The following is a 15,842-nucleotide window of genomic DNA, read 5'->3' as shown; positions in this document are numbered from 1 at the left end:
TTTGACTAGGAAAGTCCCCCTTCTATTTTAGCCGTTCCTTATTCAATTGAAAAGATAAATGAATATAATGGCTGTCCGCCATTATGAACTTCAATTTCCACATCTTCATAATTTTCTTCCACAAATTGTGTAAGACTCTGTACCTCTTCATCTGTCACATCTTCACCAAAGATGATGGTTAAGATTTCGGAATCGTCATCAAGCATTTTTGTTAAAAGGTCTTCTGCCGCTTTCCCTTTATCTTTGTTCTTCACCACGATTTTACCCTCAGAAATGCCCATGAAATCATCTTTTTCAATTTCTAAGCCATCGATTGAGGTATCACGGACAGCAAAGGTAATTTGGCCCGTTTTCACATGCTGTAATGCATCCTTCATTGCCACTTCATTTACATCCACATCCGCCGAAGGATTGAATGCAAGCAGTGCTGATAGACCCTGTGGGACCGTTTTAGACGGGATGACATAAATATCTTCATCTGCCACATCTTTAGCCTGTTCTGCGGCCATAATAATATTTTTATTATTTGGTAAGATAAATACCTTTTTGGCATGGACTTCCTTTACGGCCTTCACTATGTCTTCCGTGCTTGGATTCATCGTTTGACCGCCTTCAATGACAGCATGGGCTCCAATGCTCTTAAATAACTCCGCAATACCTGAACCCATGGATACCGTGACAATTCCATATTCCTGCAGTTCTTTTCGTGGTTCAGGACGTACAGTGCCTGAAGCAGTATGCGTTTCACCCACAATATTTGTATGCTGCTGGCGCATGTTTTCAATCTTCATATTAATTAAGTTACCATAACGCTGACCGTATGATAATACTTCACCCGGCTGCTCGGAATGAATATGAACCTTGACCACATCTTCATCGGCAATAACCAATAAAGAATCACCTAAATTACTTAAATCATTCCGGAAATCCCCTTCATTGAATGGGTGTATAGCTGTTTTTTCCGCCTCAAACCGAACCATAAATTCTGTACAATATCCAAATACAATATCCGCAGTATTAATATGACCTTGAACACTTTTGTGGTGTTCGGCATTCACCATTTCTGACATAGTTGGAAGCAGGTCCGATGATTCCGGGAGCTCCTCACCCCTAAGGACGGCAAGAAAGCCCTCATAAACGAACACAAGTCCTTGCCCGCCGCTATCAACAACGCCGACTTCCTTTAAAACAGGAAGCAAGTCGGGTGTCCGCTTGAGCGATGCTTTCGCTTCTTTTACTACTTCTTCCATTATGACGATTATATCATCTGAATTTTGGGCAGCTTGAACACCTTTCTTAGCAGAATCCTTGGCAACTGTTAAGATGGTTCCTTCGACAGGCTTCATAACAGCTTTATAGGCAGTTTCTACTCCTGCTTCCAAGGCTCCGGCAAAATCCTTCCCGGTAATTTTCGCCTTAGCTTCGACTGCCTTTGAAAAACCTCGGAATAACTGGGAAAGAATAACCCCCGAATTTCCTCGTGCTCCCATAAGTAAGCCTTTAGACAGGGCTATCCCTACTTTACCAATATGTTCCTGAACGTTATTCTTTACTTCCTTCGCCCCGGAGGTCATTGATAAATTCATATTTGTTCCAGTATCTCCGTCGGGCACAGGAAAAACGTTTAACGCATCAACCATTTTTGCATTTGCCGTCAAATGATTGGCACCTTGAATGATCATTTCTGCAAAACGTTTTCCATCTAATGCTGTAATTGACACAAACTTTCCTCCTCACTACGGGTTCGTCACACGAACTCCCTGAACGTAAATATTAACCGAGTCAACGGCAAGTCCAACTGTCTTATCTAGGGTGTATTTAACCTTTGATTGCACGTTGTGGGCAATTTCGGAAATTTTCGTTCCATAGCTGACAATAATGTACATATCGATATGTAATGCCTCATTTTCCTGGCGCACGATCACGCCTCGAGTAAAGTTTTCTTTTCTTAGTATCTCTGTAATCCCATCTTTGATTTGATTCTTAGAGGCCATTCCGACGATTCCATAACATTCGATTGCTGCACCACCAGCAATCGTTGCAATTACTTCGTTTGAAATATCAATTTGTCCGTACTGTGTTTTTAATTCAATGGACATGAAACGTTCCCCCTCCTGAAAAATTGCTCCTTGACTACAGTCATTTTACTATAGTCAACCCAATTTTAAAAGTCATACCTTAATTTTTTCGACTTCGAGAAATGTCCAGCTCCAGCACCTAGCCCTTCGAGGTCACAAGCCAATCCATCCAAAAGGTTAAAAAGCAACCTTTCGGCCGGCTCGTCTTGTGCTTGTCAGGGCTGACCAAGGCGCTTGCGCTTTTCTTGCTTGTCAAGGCTTTTTTCTTGAAAGGTTTAGATACAAGTATTGCATTCAGATACGTTGTATGATAAATTATTAAAGTATCTCAAGTCTAGAAAATTTGCAAAAACAATTTTCTATATTCAGATGAAGCAGCTTAAAAGAGAGCTTTATACAGCTTTTGGTAGTTAAGGAGGGAAATCATTATGCCACGTAAATGTGTAGTAACTGGAAAGAAAACAACAACTGGTAACGCACGTTCTCACGCTATGAACGCTAATAAGCGTACATGGGGTGCTAACCTACAAAAAGTACGTATTCTTGTTGACGGAAAGCCTAAGCGTGTTTGGGTTTCTGCAAGAGCGTTAAGATCCGGTAAAGTTGAGCGCGTATAATTAGAAAAGCATAAGCGCCAAAACCTGAGCTGCTTGTGCTAGACAATAAGAATGGGCATCCTTTTTAAGGGTGTCTTTTCTTTTTCATATTCTCCAAATAAAAAGCACCCATTTGTGAATGGGTGCAAGCCTTTGACTATTCTCTATTCGTTTTTCTTAAATGCACCAATCATCGCTCGGACAAGTCCGCCTAAAAATCTTGGCAGTTTAATTGTATAAAATTTCATAACTGTCCCTCCTCACAAATCTCCCCTGCTTATTCAAATTACTTTACATTTTATTCGAACTGACGAAATCAGTACCTAAAAGTCATGCCTATTAATCGTGACTTCTTATCACTATTAATATGCCTTCGGAAAATGAAAAAGTACCATATTCACTAATAAGTTCATTACTAATACATAGTGTCGATCCAAGTGAAATATGCTGATTTTTAAGGGGGAATTTAAACCCCGTTAGTGTAATGCCGCTGACATCAAGGGTTAAAGGTACAAATGAAATATATTTTTTTGATTTTATTTTTTCAATGGAATAACTGCCTGGTTCCTTCAAAAAGACAACATTATTCCGATCAATTAAATAGACATTAGTCGGATGCTTTCCTTTAAGCGGAACGAGCAAAAGGTGTACATTTGCCAATAAATGATCGAGTCTGCCGCCGGTAGCTCCAAATAGGCGGAGGATGCTCGGTTTCTGCTCCAATGCCCAATTTAGCGCAAGCTCCATATCCGTTTCGTTTTTTTCCGGATTATAGCGCTTCATCTCTGCCACTTGTCCTTCAATGAACCTCAATTCTTCTTTTGAAACGGAATCAAAATCGCCAAATGCAATCTCTGGTTTGATACTTCTCTTTAACAATTGAAAGACACCTCGGTCAACACCGACCCAGATAGCGTTATCCTCCATATAATCAGTCAAATCAGGCAGTAGCTCTTCAGGCCCTCCGGCAAGTATATTTATTATCATCGGACATACTCCTTTTTGATAAAGAAAAAGCCAGCTATCATAGCCGGCTTTATCCTCTAATTAGTGAAATGGCTGTTTCATAATCCGGTTGATTATAAATAGCTGAGCCTGCAACGAGGACATTTGCACCCGCTTCAATGCATTGTTTCGCCGTTTCCGGATTTACACCACCATCTATTTCAATCTCAATAACAAGTCCTTTTTGATCCGCCATATCTTTTACTTTTCTTATTTTCGGCAGGACTTCAGGAATAAACGTTTGGCCGCCAAAACCAGGATTGACTGACATCAGCAGCACCATGTCAATATCACCGATTACATGTTGGATGGTTTCCACCGGCGTAGCTGGATTTAAAACTACACCCGCCTTAATCCCATAGGATTTGATATTTTGGATGGTTCGGTGGAGGTGCCGGCATGCTTCCACATGGACAGTGATGTAGTCTGCACCAGCCTTTGTAAATGCCTCGATATATTGATCTGGGTTTTCAATCATTAAGTGCACGTCTAATGGCAACTTCGTAAGCGGACGAATTGCGTCGACAATAAGCGGACCAATCGTGATATTCGGTACAAAATGACCATCCATGACATCAATATGAATGTAGTCAGCCCCCGCTTTTTCAACAGCTATAATTTCTTCTCCCAATTTTGAAAAATCGGCTGAAAGAATGGAAGGTGCTATTTTCACCATTGTTAATACCTCGGCTTTCTATCTTTTATTTCCTGCAGGAAATCTACATAATGTTCATACCGGTAAGTGGGGATTTCACCTGATTCCACTCCTGACTTTACAGCACATTTTGGTTCAGTCACATGTAAGCAGCCACGAAATTTACAATTTTCACTAGCTTTTTGTAATTCGGGAAAACAATACGTCAAATCCTCCGCTTCGATGCTTGTAAACTCTAGCGAGCTAAATCCAGGTGTATCCGCAATCAGTCCATTTCCAATCTTAATAAGCTCCACGTGTCTTGTCGTATGCTTACCCCTGCCAAGATGAGAGGAAATATCATTTGTTTTAAGTTCAAGGTCTGGTCTTAATACATTTAATAAAGAAGATTTTCCTACTCCTGACTGGCCGGCAAAGACCGAGATTTTATTTTCTATATGTGGATTTAACAATTCAATTCCTGATTCGGTTTCTGAAGAGGTCAGAATGACCTCGTAACCTGCACTTTTATATTGCTTTGCGTATGCTGAAATCTGCTCTTTTTGATCATGATTCGTAAGATCCATCTTAGTAATACAGATTAGTGGTTCAATATGATTGAATTCAACCAATACAAGAAAACGATCCAATAAAACTGTGCTGAAGTCTGGCTCTACAGCTGAAAAAACGAGAATAGCCTGATCCACATTTGCAATCGGTGGTCGAATTAGCTCATTTTTTCGTTCTTTTACTTCTAAAATATATCCTTCCAGATCATTTTCGGCTTGAAAAACAACTTCGTCACCTACAAGTGGCGTGATTTTGTTCTTTCTGAAAACGCCTCTTCCCCGACATTGGATTAGGTTCTCATCTTGAAGAACATAATAAAAACCGCTTAATGCTTTGACAATTTTTCCTTCAGGCATAGCCACACTCCTTGCCTTTCGGTTTATTTTCTTTATTCTGCATCGGCATAATTAATGACCTCTTCGGCTATAACCTCGGTCCCCACCATAACTCGATAACCGGCCTTTTTTCCGTACGGAATCAGAAGGTCAATTTTTTTAACTGTATTTTCATAAATCGGAAATGTTTCGGCTGGTCCTGTCATACTATGATTCATATCCTCAATATAGATGACCACTTCTTGTTTCTGACCAGGTTCACCTGTCAACGGTGGTTTATAAGGAATTGTTACATCCCTGGTGACTTTTTTAGGTGGTTCTTGACCTTTTGAAATAACAACAGTCACCTTGTCCCCCTTGACCAATTCCGTTCCCTGAGCAGGCGCTTGCGAAATAATCATATTGGCAGGGATCTTTTCATCGAATTTCTCTTCTGTAACCACTAAAGTCAGTCCGACTAAAGAGGCATAATCTTGTGCACCTTTTAAACTGTATTGTGATAAATCCTTTAAGACAATTTTTTCAGGTCCTATGCTGACCTCAAACTCTAATACGGTCTCTTCAGGGACCACTTTTTCCCCAGCTATTGGTGTTTGGCTGAGAATCGTCCCCGGCTCACTTTCATCATTCTTCTCTATTTTTTTTATATCTTTAAAATTCTGATTATCAAGCAGACGAATTACGTCCTCATATTGCCGGCCTACATAATCAGATAGTTCATATTTTTCCTTACCTGAACTGACGTACAAGGTAATTTTTGCATTTTCTTTTACCGTACTGCCAATTTCAGGAATTGTTTTAATCACTTTTCCCGCTTTCATATTTTCATCGGTAATTTCAACTTGTTTACCAGGAGTCAATCCTTTTAGCTTAAGCTTGGAAATAGCATCGTCCACATTCATGCCACTTATATCCGGTATTTTAACTTCCTTTGCAGATAACAATCCAGGTAAAAATAGAAAAGATAACGTTCCCAGAATGACAAGAATGAAGAAGATAGATAGTAGGACCATTGGCCACTTTTTTCTCTTTTTATTATTTTTATTGCCTTTATTTTTTTTATTTCCTTTTTTTTCATCGTCTTCCTGATTAGTCGCGGGTTTTTCAGTGCTATGGACTAATGTTTCATCTAAATTTTTTAATGGATGGTGATCGGTTATTACCGGAATTGCCTTTGTCGCTTCATTATCAATAGGAATGGCAAACTTGGGTTCGTCCATCCTTTCTAAATCAAGTGCTGTTCGTAGATCCTCTTCCATTTCTTCTACACTGTTATAGCGATGGAATGGATCTTTTGCGGTTGCCTTTAAGACAATATTCTCAACACTTTGAGGTATGTTCTGATTCCATCTTCTTACAGATGGGGTTTCTGATTGAAGATGCTTTAAGGCAATCGACACGGCCGACTCACCGGAAAATGGAAGCCTGCCCGTTAATAACTCGAACATCACTATCCCCAATGAATAAATATCAGACTTTCTGTTTGCCATCCCGCCCCTTGCTTGTTCAGGTGATAAATAGTGAACAGAACCCAGGACGGAATTGGTTTGCGTGATGCTCGTCGCACTTAGCGCCATGGCAATACCAAAATCCGTGACTTTTACTTTACCGTCGTGATCAACCAAAATATTATGTGGTTTAATATCACGATGGATTATATGGTTCTGATGGGCATGAGAAATAGCTGATGTTAACTGTCTCATGATTCCAATAGTATCTTCCACTCGGAGAGGAGAATTTTGCTGTATGTATTGTTTAAGGGTCTGACCATCAACAAATTCCATTACAATATAATATAGATCATTTTCTTCGCCTACATCATATATATTAACAATATTTGGATGAGCAAGACTTGTCGCCGATTGTGCTTCACGGCGGAATCTGCGGATGAACTCATCATCGTTTGCAAAATCAAGACGAAGCATTTTTACTGCAACATCGCGGTCAAGAATCATATCATGGGCTAAGTAGACATTTGCCATGCCGCCTCCGCCAATCATTTCCAATATTTTATAGCGACCGCTAATTCTTTTCCCAATTAACATTTATCTTCACCCTCTTTCACTATCATCATCAAACTCTAGTATGATAAGGGTGATGTTGTCTTCTCCACCATTTTCATTTGCTCCGTTAATTAGTGATAAAGCCTTTTGCTCCAGACTGTCTTCAGATTGAAGAATAGAAATCATTTGTTCTTCTTTTACCTTATTCGACAATCCATCAGAACATAGTAGAAGGATATCTCCTTCCTCAAAAATGATTGTTTTTGTATCAATTTTTACATCTTGTTCGGTACCAATGGCCCGTAAAATTACATTTTTCCGTGGGTGATGCTCAGCATCTTCTTTGGTGATTTGTCCTGTACGTACTAATTCATTTACAAGTGTATGGTCCTCAGTCAACTGCTGGAACCCACTATCATTGAAAATATAACAACGGCTGTCACCGACATGGGCAATGGTAGCAAAGTGATTGGTTGCAATTACTGCTTCAATTGTTGTCCCCATCCCATCACATTCTACATTGTTATTTGCATGGTCAAATACCAATTGATTCACTTCAAAAATTTGTGTTCTAAGCCATTTTTCAGCATCATCTGCAGTTATAATACCTTCTGTTTGCTCCCAAGACTCTTGCAAGTGAGTAACGCTCATTTTACTTGCCACGTCACCGGCTCGGTGACCGCCCATACCATCTGCTACGATAGCAAGGCGATAACCATCCTTATTGACAAACGTCCCACCACTGTCCTCATTATTTTGACGAACTCTTCCTTGATCCGTTTTAAAAACAGCCTTCACACTCATTACCTCGTCTCCTCTTTTCGCTCCTTCGCACGAAGTTGTCCACATGCTGCATCAATATCATGACCGTGCTCGCGGCGAATCGTCACATTTACACCACGTTTTTTTAATGTTTTTTCGAATGCAAATATTTTATCCTTTGGTGTACGTACATAATCTCTTTCAGGAACATAGTTTACCGGAATTAGATTTACATGACATTTAATTCCTTTTAAAAGATCTGCTAATTCTTCCGCGTGGTCGGTAGAATCATTTACACCGCCAAATAGACCGTATTCAAAGCTAATTCTTCGACCTGTCTTATCGATATAATATCGTACTGCCTTCATTAAGTCATCAAGTTTATATGCTTTATTAATCGGCATTAATCTTGAGCGTAATTCAGTATTCGGAGCGTGTAAGGAAATAGCAAAATTTATTTGTGTATTTTCATCAGCAAATTGATAAATTTTCGGGACAATTCCACTTGTCGAAACAGTAATATGGCGCGCACCAATATTTAGTGCTTTGTCATGATTGATAATTTTCAAAAAGGAAAGCATATTGTCATAGTTATCGAACGGCTCGCCAATCCCCATGATGACCACGGAATCAACCCGTTCATTTGTTTCATCGAGTGCTTGCTGAACTTTCACCACCTGGGCAACAATTTCCCCTGCCTCTAAATGTCTTTTTAATCCGCCAAGTGTCGAGGCGCAGAAAGTACAGCCAATCCGGCAGCCAACCTGGGTTGTCACACAAACGGAATTCCCATAATCATGGCGCATGAGCACGGTTTCGATTGAGTAGCCATCATGAAGCTCGAATAAAAATTTAATCGTGCCATCGGAAGATGTTTGTTGAATGGCTGTATCCAGGGTCGTAATCTGAAACTGGCTGGATAGCTTGTCTCTCAAACCTTTCGCTAAATTGCTCATGTCTTCGAAAGAAATGATTCTTTTTTTATATAGCCAATCGAAGATTTGTTCAGCACGGAAAGGCTTTTCCCCATTCTCCGATAACCAGTCCTTTAATTCGTGAAGTTCCAGTGAGTAAATTGATTTTTTCTTCATGTCCATAGTTGTGTTCGTCTCAGTTGTATTTAATTGTTCCAATAGTTATACCTTCTTTCTAGTGTCTAGCTTCAGCTCCTAGGGGCTCGGGGTCATAAGCCCCTGGTCAAGGCGCTTACGCTTTTCTTAATACTGCTATATAAAAACCGTCTGATCCAAAATCTTGAGGAAATATTTGGAGTTCGAAGCCTGTTATCAATGGCTGCACTGCCTCTGGCATCCGATTTTTGAATGATAAATCCCCTTCAAATTCCGGATTATTTTGTAAAAATGTTTTTACCGTATTATCATTCTCTTCTTTATCAACAGTACATGTACTATACACAAGGATACCGCCCTTTTTCAATAAAGGCGCGACGGATGTTAATAGATTTTGTTGAATCGTTCGTAACCGCTCTAAATCCTTTTCTGTCTTGGTATACTTCATGTCGGGCTTTCTTCTCATTACACCAAGGCCTGAGCACGGAGCATCAAGGAGAATTCGATGAAATGTCTCATCTTTGAACTTTTCCCGCAATAATCGTGAATCAGATACATTTGTTTTGATATTTGATAACCCTAATCGACGGGCATTATCATTTATTAATTTGACTTTGTGCTGATGAAGATCAACGGAAATGACTTCACCAGTATTTTGTAGTTTTTCCGCAATATGCGTACTTTTTCCTCCAGGGGCTGCACAAGCATCCAGGACGAATTCCCCTTCTGTTGAACCTAATGCATAGGCGGCAAGCATCGAACTTTCATCCTGAATCGTTAACATTCCATATTTAAAGGCAATAGTGGAGGCTAAATTTCCTTTTAACGACCTGATCGCCTCCGGAATGATTGGACTTTTCTCAATTTGAAACCCATCTTCCTCAAGAATCGCCACACATTCATCTCTAGAAATCTTCGTCAAATTCACCCTTGCCGTTTGCATTGGTGCGGTTAAATTAATTTCACACATTTCTTTCGTTTTTTCATAACCAAATTGATTCACCCATCTCGTAACTAGCCAATGAGGGTGACTGGTTTCAAGTGATAATCTTTCGATGGGGTCTGAAACTTCACTTAATGATGGAAGCCCTTCTCTTTGAATACTTCTTAGCACACCATTTACCAAACTGGCGATTCCTTTATGTCCGCGGCTCTTGGCGATTTCCACCGCTTCGTAAATCGCAGCCCGGTCCGGAATTCGATCTAGGTACACCATTTGATATAGTGTCATTCTAAGCAGATGATGAATCCAATTTGCCAGCTTTTTATTATCCTTGATGAATGGGTTTAAAAAGAAGTCTAGCGCCATGCGTCGTTGTAATGTTCCATATGTTAACTCTGTAAGTAAGCCGACATCGATTGCGGACAATTCATTTTTTTCAATCACATTATTAAGCAGCAAATTGCTGTAGGATTGATTTTTCTCAATCGCAACCAAGGTATCCATTGCGATGGCACGTACATTATTTTTTGTTGAAGTCATCTTATTCTCCTAATCTTCCGCCTACTGAAATTTTTGAACCCGCACCCCGTAAAAATTGTTCTGTCCGCATCTTTGTTTTTCCGGATGGCTGAAGCTCAATGATTTTTATCGCTGTTTCATTGCCCGTGCTAACCGTAAAGCCATCTGGTTCTATTTTTACAATGGTTCCAGGCTCTTGACCTTCCATTCCCGCCACTTTTTCAGTCTGCCATATTTTTATGACATTGCCCTCCATCGTGGTAAATGCAACGGGCCAAGGATTTAATCCGCGGACATGGTCATAGATCTCTTCACCAGCTTTTGTCCAGTCAATTTTTTCCTGCTCCCGTTTTATATTTGGGGCAAAGGTTGCTTCCGTTCCGTTTTGTGGTTTTGGAGTAAGACGGCCTGCCAATAAAAGCGGCAAGGTTTCTGATAATAATTGTGAACCGGCAGCACTTAATTTTTCATGAAGGGTCCCCACATTATCGTCTTCAGCAATTGGGATCTCCACACTAGTTAACATATCACCAGCATCTAATTTTTCGACCATATACATAATGGTGACACCCGTTTTCTTTTTCCCTTGCATGATGGCGTAATGGATTGGGGCACCACCGCGAAGCTCTGGTAACAATGATGCGTGCACATTAATACACCCAAATTTAGGTGCATCTAGCAGTTTGTTTGGTAAAATTTGCCCAAATGCAGCGGTAACAATTAAATCGGGTTGTAAGGAAAGGATTTTCTCCAGCTCTTCATCTTGACGGATTTTTTCAGGTTGAAAGACAGGGATTCCATGTTTTAATGCCTCCACCTTCACGGGTGGTGGTGTTAATACTTTTTTTCTTCCTACCGGTCTGTCAGGCTGGGTAACAACACCGATGACCTCATAGCCGTCGAGTATAATTTGCTGTAAGACAGGTACGGAAAAATCAGGGGTTCCCATAAAAACAATTTTCGTCATTCACTTTCTACTCCTTTTAACTCATCTTCCTCTAAGTATCTGGTAACTTTTGTGGTGAATAAAATACCGTCAAGATGATCGATTTCATGGAGGATTGCCCTAGCTAGGAAACCCTCAGCCTCAAGAGAATACTTTTTGCCTTTGCGATTATAGGCTTCAATCTTCACAAAATTTGGTCTCGTTACTTCCCCGAATAGATCCGGAAAGCTTAAACAGCCCTCTGGGCCTGTCTGCTCCCCCGAGGTTTCAATAATCCGCGGGTTTATCATTTCGATTGTTCCCATTTCATCATCTATATCAACAATGGCAATTCTGGCATCAAGCCCAATTTGTGGGGCGGCAAGTCCAACACCATCATATTCAATCATCGTATCGTACATATCATCAAGTGTTTTCGCTAATTTTTTATCAAATTTCTCCACTGCCTTGCATTCCTGTTCAAGGATGTCGGCAGGATGGATGACAATTTTGCGTATCGCCAATTCTGTTCCTCCGTTTATGCCATTCTAGTTAAAAAGGCGTTTTTATTATATATTTTATAGGAATATTTTTTCCCAGATTACATTAAGATAAACGGGTTTACATCAATTGAAACCTGCAAACCACTTTTCGTATCTTTTTGGTATTGATCAAGGATCGTTTTTAGTATTTTTGTCAAGTTTGGTTCCCGTTTGTATTTTATCAGACATTGATAGCGATATCTATTATTTATCCTGGGGATGGGGGAGGCTGCAGGTCCTAAAACGACCGTTCCTGATGAAACGTGCGATTGAATGTGTTTCACCACTTTCTCCATTTCCGACACAACCGTGATAAGTTGTTCATGACTTACTGTTATGAGCGATAGATAATAGAAGGGCGGATATTGGCGGGTTTTTCGAATCATCATTTCCTGCTGATAAAAAAGATCATAATCTTGCCGTCCCGCAAGCACCACGCTATAGTGTTCCGGTGTATAGGTCTGAATGATGACTTCTCCAGGAAGCTTGTGCCTTCCAGCCCGACCGCTCACCTGTGTCAAGAGCTGAAAAGTTTTTTCCGATGCTCGGAAATCAGGCAAATGCAACATCGTATCAGCAGAAAGTACACCCACTAATGTTATGTTTGGAAAATCCAGTCCCTTGGCGATCATTTGCGTACCTAATAAAATATCTGCTTTTCCATCCTTAAAATCAGTTAATAGTCTTTCGTGTGAACCCTTTCGTCCTGTGGTGTCAACATCCATGCGAATCACCCGTGCCTCCGGAAGGATCTTTCCAAGTTCTTCCTCTACCTTTTGAGTTCCAGTACCAAAATAACGGATGTATTCACTATTACATTCAGGACAATTCTTTGGCACATAACTTTCATACCCGCAATAGTGACATTTCATCTGCTCATTTACTCGATGGTAGGTCAGTGATATGTCACAGTTTGGGCAATTCATCACATATCCGCAGTCCCTGCACATGACAAACGAAGAATGGCCGCGTTTATTTAAAAATAAAACAGATTGTTGCTTTTTCTCGATTCGATCCTTCAACATTTCAAACAGCTTCCGGGAAAACATGGAACGATTACCCTCACGCAGTTCCTCACGCATATCAATAATTTCCACTGAAGGAAGACTCTGATTATTCATCCGGTTAGGAAGAGATAATAAATGGTATACCTTTTTTTGTGCTCTAGCAAAGGATTCAAGCGAGGGAGTAGCACTTCCTAGCACCACTGGACAATTATAATTTAATGCCCTCTCAATCGCCACGTCTCTAGCATGATAGCGCGGCATTTCTTCCTGTTTGTAGCTTGTTTCGTGCTCTTCATCGATAATCATGATCCCGATGTTTTCAAATGGGGCAAAAATCGCCGATCTTGCTCCAACTGCTACTTTTACTTCCTTACGTTGAATTTTGCGCCACTCATCATATTTTTCTCCTGCTGATAAGCCACTGTGCAATACTGCCACTAAGTCGCCAAATCTTCCTTTAAAACGGTTGACCATCTGCGGAGTGAGTGAAATTTCCGGGACGAGGACGATGGCTTCCTTTCCTTTTTCGATAACTTCTTGGATGGATTGTAAGTAAATCTCGGTTTTACCGCTTCCAGTTACTCCATAAAGTAAAAACACCTCGTGTTGATTCCGTTCAATCGCATCAAGAATGGGCCCAATTGCTTCTTGCTGTGCCTCGGTTAATGGTAATGGTTTCGTTCGTTCGAAGGTACGATCTGCGAAAGGATTGCGGTAGACCTCCAATTCGAATTCCGTCAAGAGCTTTTTTTCAACAAGGGCTTTTACGGTTGAGGTTGATGTCTTCACTTCAGAAACTAGCTTCCTTAATTCAATCTCATGATAATTTTCAATAAAAAAGCGTACTATTTGCCTTTGCTTTTCCGCGTTTGCCGGAATTCGGTCAATCTCTTCGTTTAATTCAGCTAATGTCTTGGCAGGTTTAACATACTTTTGCTGTTTTTTCTTAACCCGTTCCTTGACAAGATAAATTACTTCAAGAAACCCTTTTGCTGCTTCTTTTTGCAACAAAGGAACGATTCCATTAAACAATGCCTCTTCCCAGTCGATCAACTCTTCATGTTCAAAAAATGGCCGCAGTTGCAATGGAAGGTCTGTAACGACAGCGTCGGCAGCAAGTTGCACCTTTTTTTCATATTTTGCCTTTAACGCCGCCGGCAGCATCACTTGATAGGCAAATATTTTAAAGCAGAGAGTATGATCTGTGAGCCAATCGCCAAGCTCCAATAATTCTTTATTTAAAACAGGCTCTAAATCCATCGGCTCAAGTATTTCTCTTAACTTCTCAATTTCCGAATCCGCTTTTAATGAAATGACAAAACCTTGGATATTTCTCGGACCAAATGGAACGATTACCCTCATCCCCGGTTGAATGACCCCCCGCCATTGCTCCGGAATGATATAATCGAACACTCGATCCGTTTGTTTCGTCGGTACATCGACAATCACACTAGCTATTTCCATTTCCGCCCATATCCTTCATAAGTGAAGTAATTTCTTCGATAATTCTTTTTGCAACCTCAATTTTTGACAAGATTGGCAGCTCTTTCACCGCTCCAGAACGCTCAAAAAGAGTGACAATATTTGTATCAGTTCCAAAACCAGCACCCGCTGTTTTGACATTATTGGCAACAATGATATCAGCATTTTTCTTTGTTAATTTTTCCCTGGCATATTCTTCCAGATTTTCTGTCTCAGCAGCAAACCCCACTAGTAACTGTTTCTTTTTTCGTTGTCCGAGTTCGAATAAAATATCCTTTGTTCTTTCTAGTTCAATTATTGCGTCACCCGCTTGCTTTTTCACCTTCTGGTCATAGCTGATTTTTGGGCGGTAGTCAGCGACTGCAGCTGTTTTTATCACTACATCAGCTTTTTCATAATATCCCATGACTGCATGAAACATTTCCTCCGCACTTTCGACCCTTATAAGTTCCACACCTGCCGGGGCGGCTATTTGAACAGGACCGGAAACTAAGACAACATGGGCGCCTTGTTTTTTAGCTTCTTCTGCAAGGGCATATCCCATTTTTCCAGTAGAATGATTGGATATAAATCTGACTGGATCTATTTTCTCCCGGGTTGGTCCTGCGGTAACGACCACCGTTTTCCCTGTTAAGCTTTTGGGCTCATTCTTCACAAACGCCGCTTGAATCAACTCTACGATTCTTTCCGGCTCCTCCAAGCGCCCTTTGCCAACATAGCCGCAGGCTAGATACCCTTCGCTCGGTTCAATGAATTGATACCCATACTCAGCCAAAATAGCAAGGTTTTTTTTCACAGCAGGATGATCATACATATGTACATTCATTGCAGGGGCAATCCAAACAGGTGCAGTTGCAGCAAGGAGTGTTGTCGTAATCATATTGTCGGCAATTCCGCCTGCGAGCTTAGCAATCGTATTGGCCGTTGCAGGGGCAACAAGAATTAAATCTGCCCAATCTGCCAAATCAATATGGGCAATCACTTGCGGATTTTTTTCATCAAAGGTATTAGTAAATACTTCATGGCGGGATAATGCCTGAAAGGTTAACGGGGTTACAAATTTTTCTGCGGATTCACTTAATATCACCTTAACTTGCGCTCCTGCTTGAACAAGTTTACTTGTTAAAGCCGCTGCTTTATAGACGGCAATTCCACCTGTGACACATAATAAGATCTTTTTATCTATTTTCATTGCCTAAAATCCCTCACTTCTCGTCCAGATAATCTTTCTTCTTATTATGCTAGAAAGTAATCCATATTTCATCTATTTCCTTCCTAAAATCGACAATATTCAGCGATTTGGGAAAATGCAAATAAAAAAGGCTGACATGTCGGAGATTTCCTTTTTGTCAGTCCTTCTTTCATTTTGCA

15 protein-coding genes are annotated in these 15,842 nt (G+C 40.5%); 1 reads left to right on the top strand and 14 read right to left on the bottom strand.

The features are described from left to right. Positions 1-38: 38 nt before the first annotated feature. Positions 39-1,721 (bottom strand): DAK2 domain-containing protein, encoded by a 1,683-nt coding sequence (locus RCG19_RS17940; RefSeq protein ID WP_308108222.1) that lies wholly within the window; start codon positions 1,719-1,721, stop codon positions 39-41. 15 nt (positions 1,722-1,736) lie between these two features. After that, entirely contained in the window at positions 1,737-2,099 is a 363-nt protein-coding gene (locus RCG19_RS17935) for an Asp23/Gls24 family envelope stress response protein (RefSeq protein WP_007087784.1), read from the bottom strand. Between the two features lie 407 nt (positions 2,100-2,506). Between RCG19_RS17935 and rpmB the strand changes: the two genes are divergently transcribed. Further along, entirely contained in the window at positions 2,507-2,695 is a 189-nt protein-coding gene (gene rpmB / locus RCG19_RS17930; protein WP_007087786.1) for a 50S ribosomal protein L28, read from the top strand. A 143-nt stretch (positions 2,696-2,838) separates the two neighbouring features. Here rpmB and spoVM read toward each other — a convergent pair whose 3' ends face one another. The 12 genes from spoVM to coaBC all read right to left on the bottom strand — a co-directional run bounded on the left by spoVM (position 2,839) and on the right by coaBC (position 15,663). Next, positions 2,839-2,922: a stage V sporulation protein SpoVM gene (gene spoVM, locus RCG19_RS17925; protein ID WP_007087787.1), complete on the bottom strand. Its 84-nt coding sequence runs from the start codon at positions 2,920-2,922 to the stop codon at positions 2,839-2,841. Positions 2,923-3,013: 91 nt separating this feature from the next. Beyond that, positions 3,014-3,661 (bottom strand): thiamine diphosphokinase, encoded by a 648-nt coding sequence (locus RCG19_RS17920; RefSeq protein WP_308108221.1) that lies wholly within the window; start codon positions 3,659-3,661, stop codon positions 3,014-3,016. A gap of 49 nt (positions 3,662-3,710) precedes the next feature. Continuing rightward, positions 3,711-4,355: a ribulose-phosphate 3-epimerase gene (rpe, locus tag RCG19_RS17915; RefSeq protein WP_308108220.1), complete on the bottom strand. Its 645-nt coding sequence runs from the start codon at positions 4,353-4,355 to the stop codon at positions 3,711-3,713. Between the two features lie 2 nt (positions 4,356-4,357). After that, positions 4,358-5,239, bottom strand: coding sequence for a ribosome small subunit-dependent GTPase A (gene rsgA / locus RCG19_RS17910; RefSeq protein WP_308108219.1), 882 nt, complete (start codon positions 5,237-5,239; stop codon positions 4,358-4,360). A gap of 32 nt (positions 5,240-5,271) precedes the next feature. Continuing rightward, positions 5,272-7,263: a Stk1 family PASTA domain-containing Ser/Thr kinase gene (gene pknB / locus RCG19_RS17905; protein ID WP_308108218.1), complete on the bottom strand. Its 1,992-nt coding sequence runs from the start codon at positions 7,261-7,263 to the stop codon at positions 5,272-5,274. A gap of 6 nt (positions 7,264-7,269) precedes the next feature. Further along, positions 7,270-8,019: a Stp1/IreP family PP2C-type Ser/Thr phosphatase gene (locus tag RCG19_RS17900; protein WP_166238140.1), complete on the bottom strand. Its 750-nt coding sequence runs from the start codon at positions 8,017-8,019 to the stop codon at positions 7,270-7,272. Positions 8,020-8,024: 5 nt separating this feature from the next. Further along, positions 8,025-9,116, bottom strand: a complete 1,092-nt coding sequence (gene rlmN / locus RCG19_RS17895) for a dual-specificity RNA methyltransferase RlmN (protein ID WP_374049554.1) — start codon at positions 9,114-9,116, stop codon at positions 8,025-8,027. Between the two features lie 73 nt (positions 9,117-9,189). Next, on the bottom strand, positions 9,190-10,536 hold the full coding sequence (rsmB, locus tag RCG19_RS17890; protein ID WP_308108217.1) for a 16S rRNA (cytosine(967)-C(5))-methyltransferase RsmB: 1,347 nt from the start codon (positions 10,534-10,536) through the stop codon (positions 9,190-9,192). A gap of 1 nt (position 10,537) precedes the next feature. After that, positions 10,538-11,482, bottom strand: a complete 945-nt coding sequence (fmt, locus tag RCG19_RS17885) for a methionyl-tRNA formyltransferase (RefSeq protein WP_308108216.1) — start codon at positions 11,480-11,482, stop codon at positions 10,538-10,540. After that, positions 11,479-11,964, bottom strand: a complete 486-nt coding sequence (gene def, locus RCG19_RS17880) for a peptide deformylase (RefSeq protein WP_166237948.1) — start codon at positions 11,962-11,964, stop codon at positions 11,479-11,481. Before def ends, fmt begins: the two co-directional genes overlap by 4 nt. 77 nt (positions 11,965-12,041) lie before the next feature. Next, complete coding sequence (gene priA, locus RCG19_RS17875) at positions 12,042-14,453, bottom strand: primosomal protein N' (protein ID WP_308108214.1); 2,412 nt, start codon at positions 14,451-14,453, stop codon at positions 12,042-12,044. Continuing rightward, entirely contained in the window at positions 14,440-15,663 is a 1,224-nt protein-coding gene (gene coaBC / locus RCG19_RS17870; protein ID WP_308108213.1) for a bifunctional phosphopantothenoylcysteine decarboxylase/phosphopantothenate--cysteine ligase CoaBC, read from the bottom strand. The genes priA and coaBC overlap by 14 nt, the downstream gene beginning before the upstream one ends. Between the last annotated feature and the right edge of the window lie 179 nt (positions 15,664-15,842).

The sequence above is a fragment of the Neobacillus sp. OS1-2 genome (assembly GCF_030915505.1).
Classification (GTDB): Bacteria; Bacillota; Bacilli; order Bacillales; family Cytobacillaceae; genus Neobacillus.
Note: the sequence above shows the minus strand (reverse complement) of the source record. Positions and strands in the feature narration are given on the sequence as shown.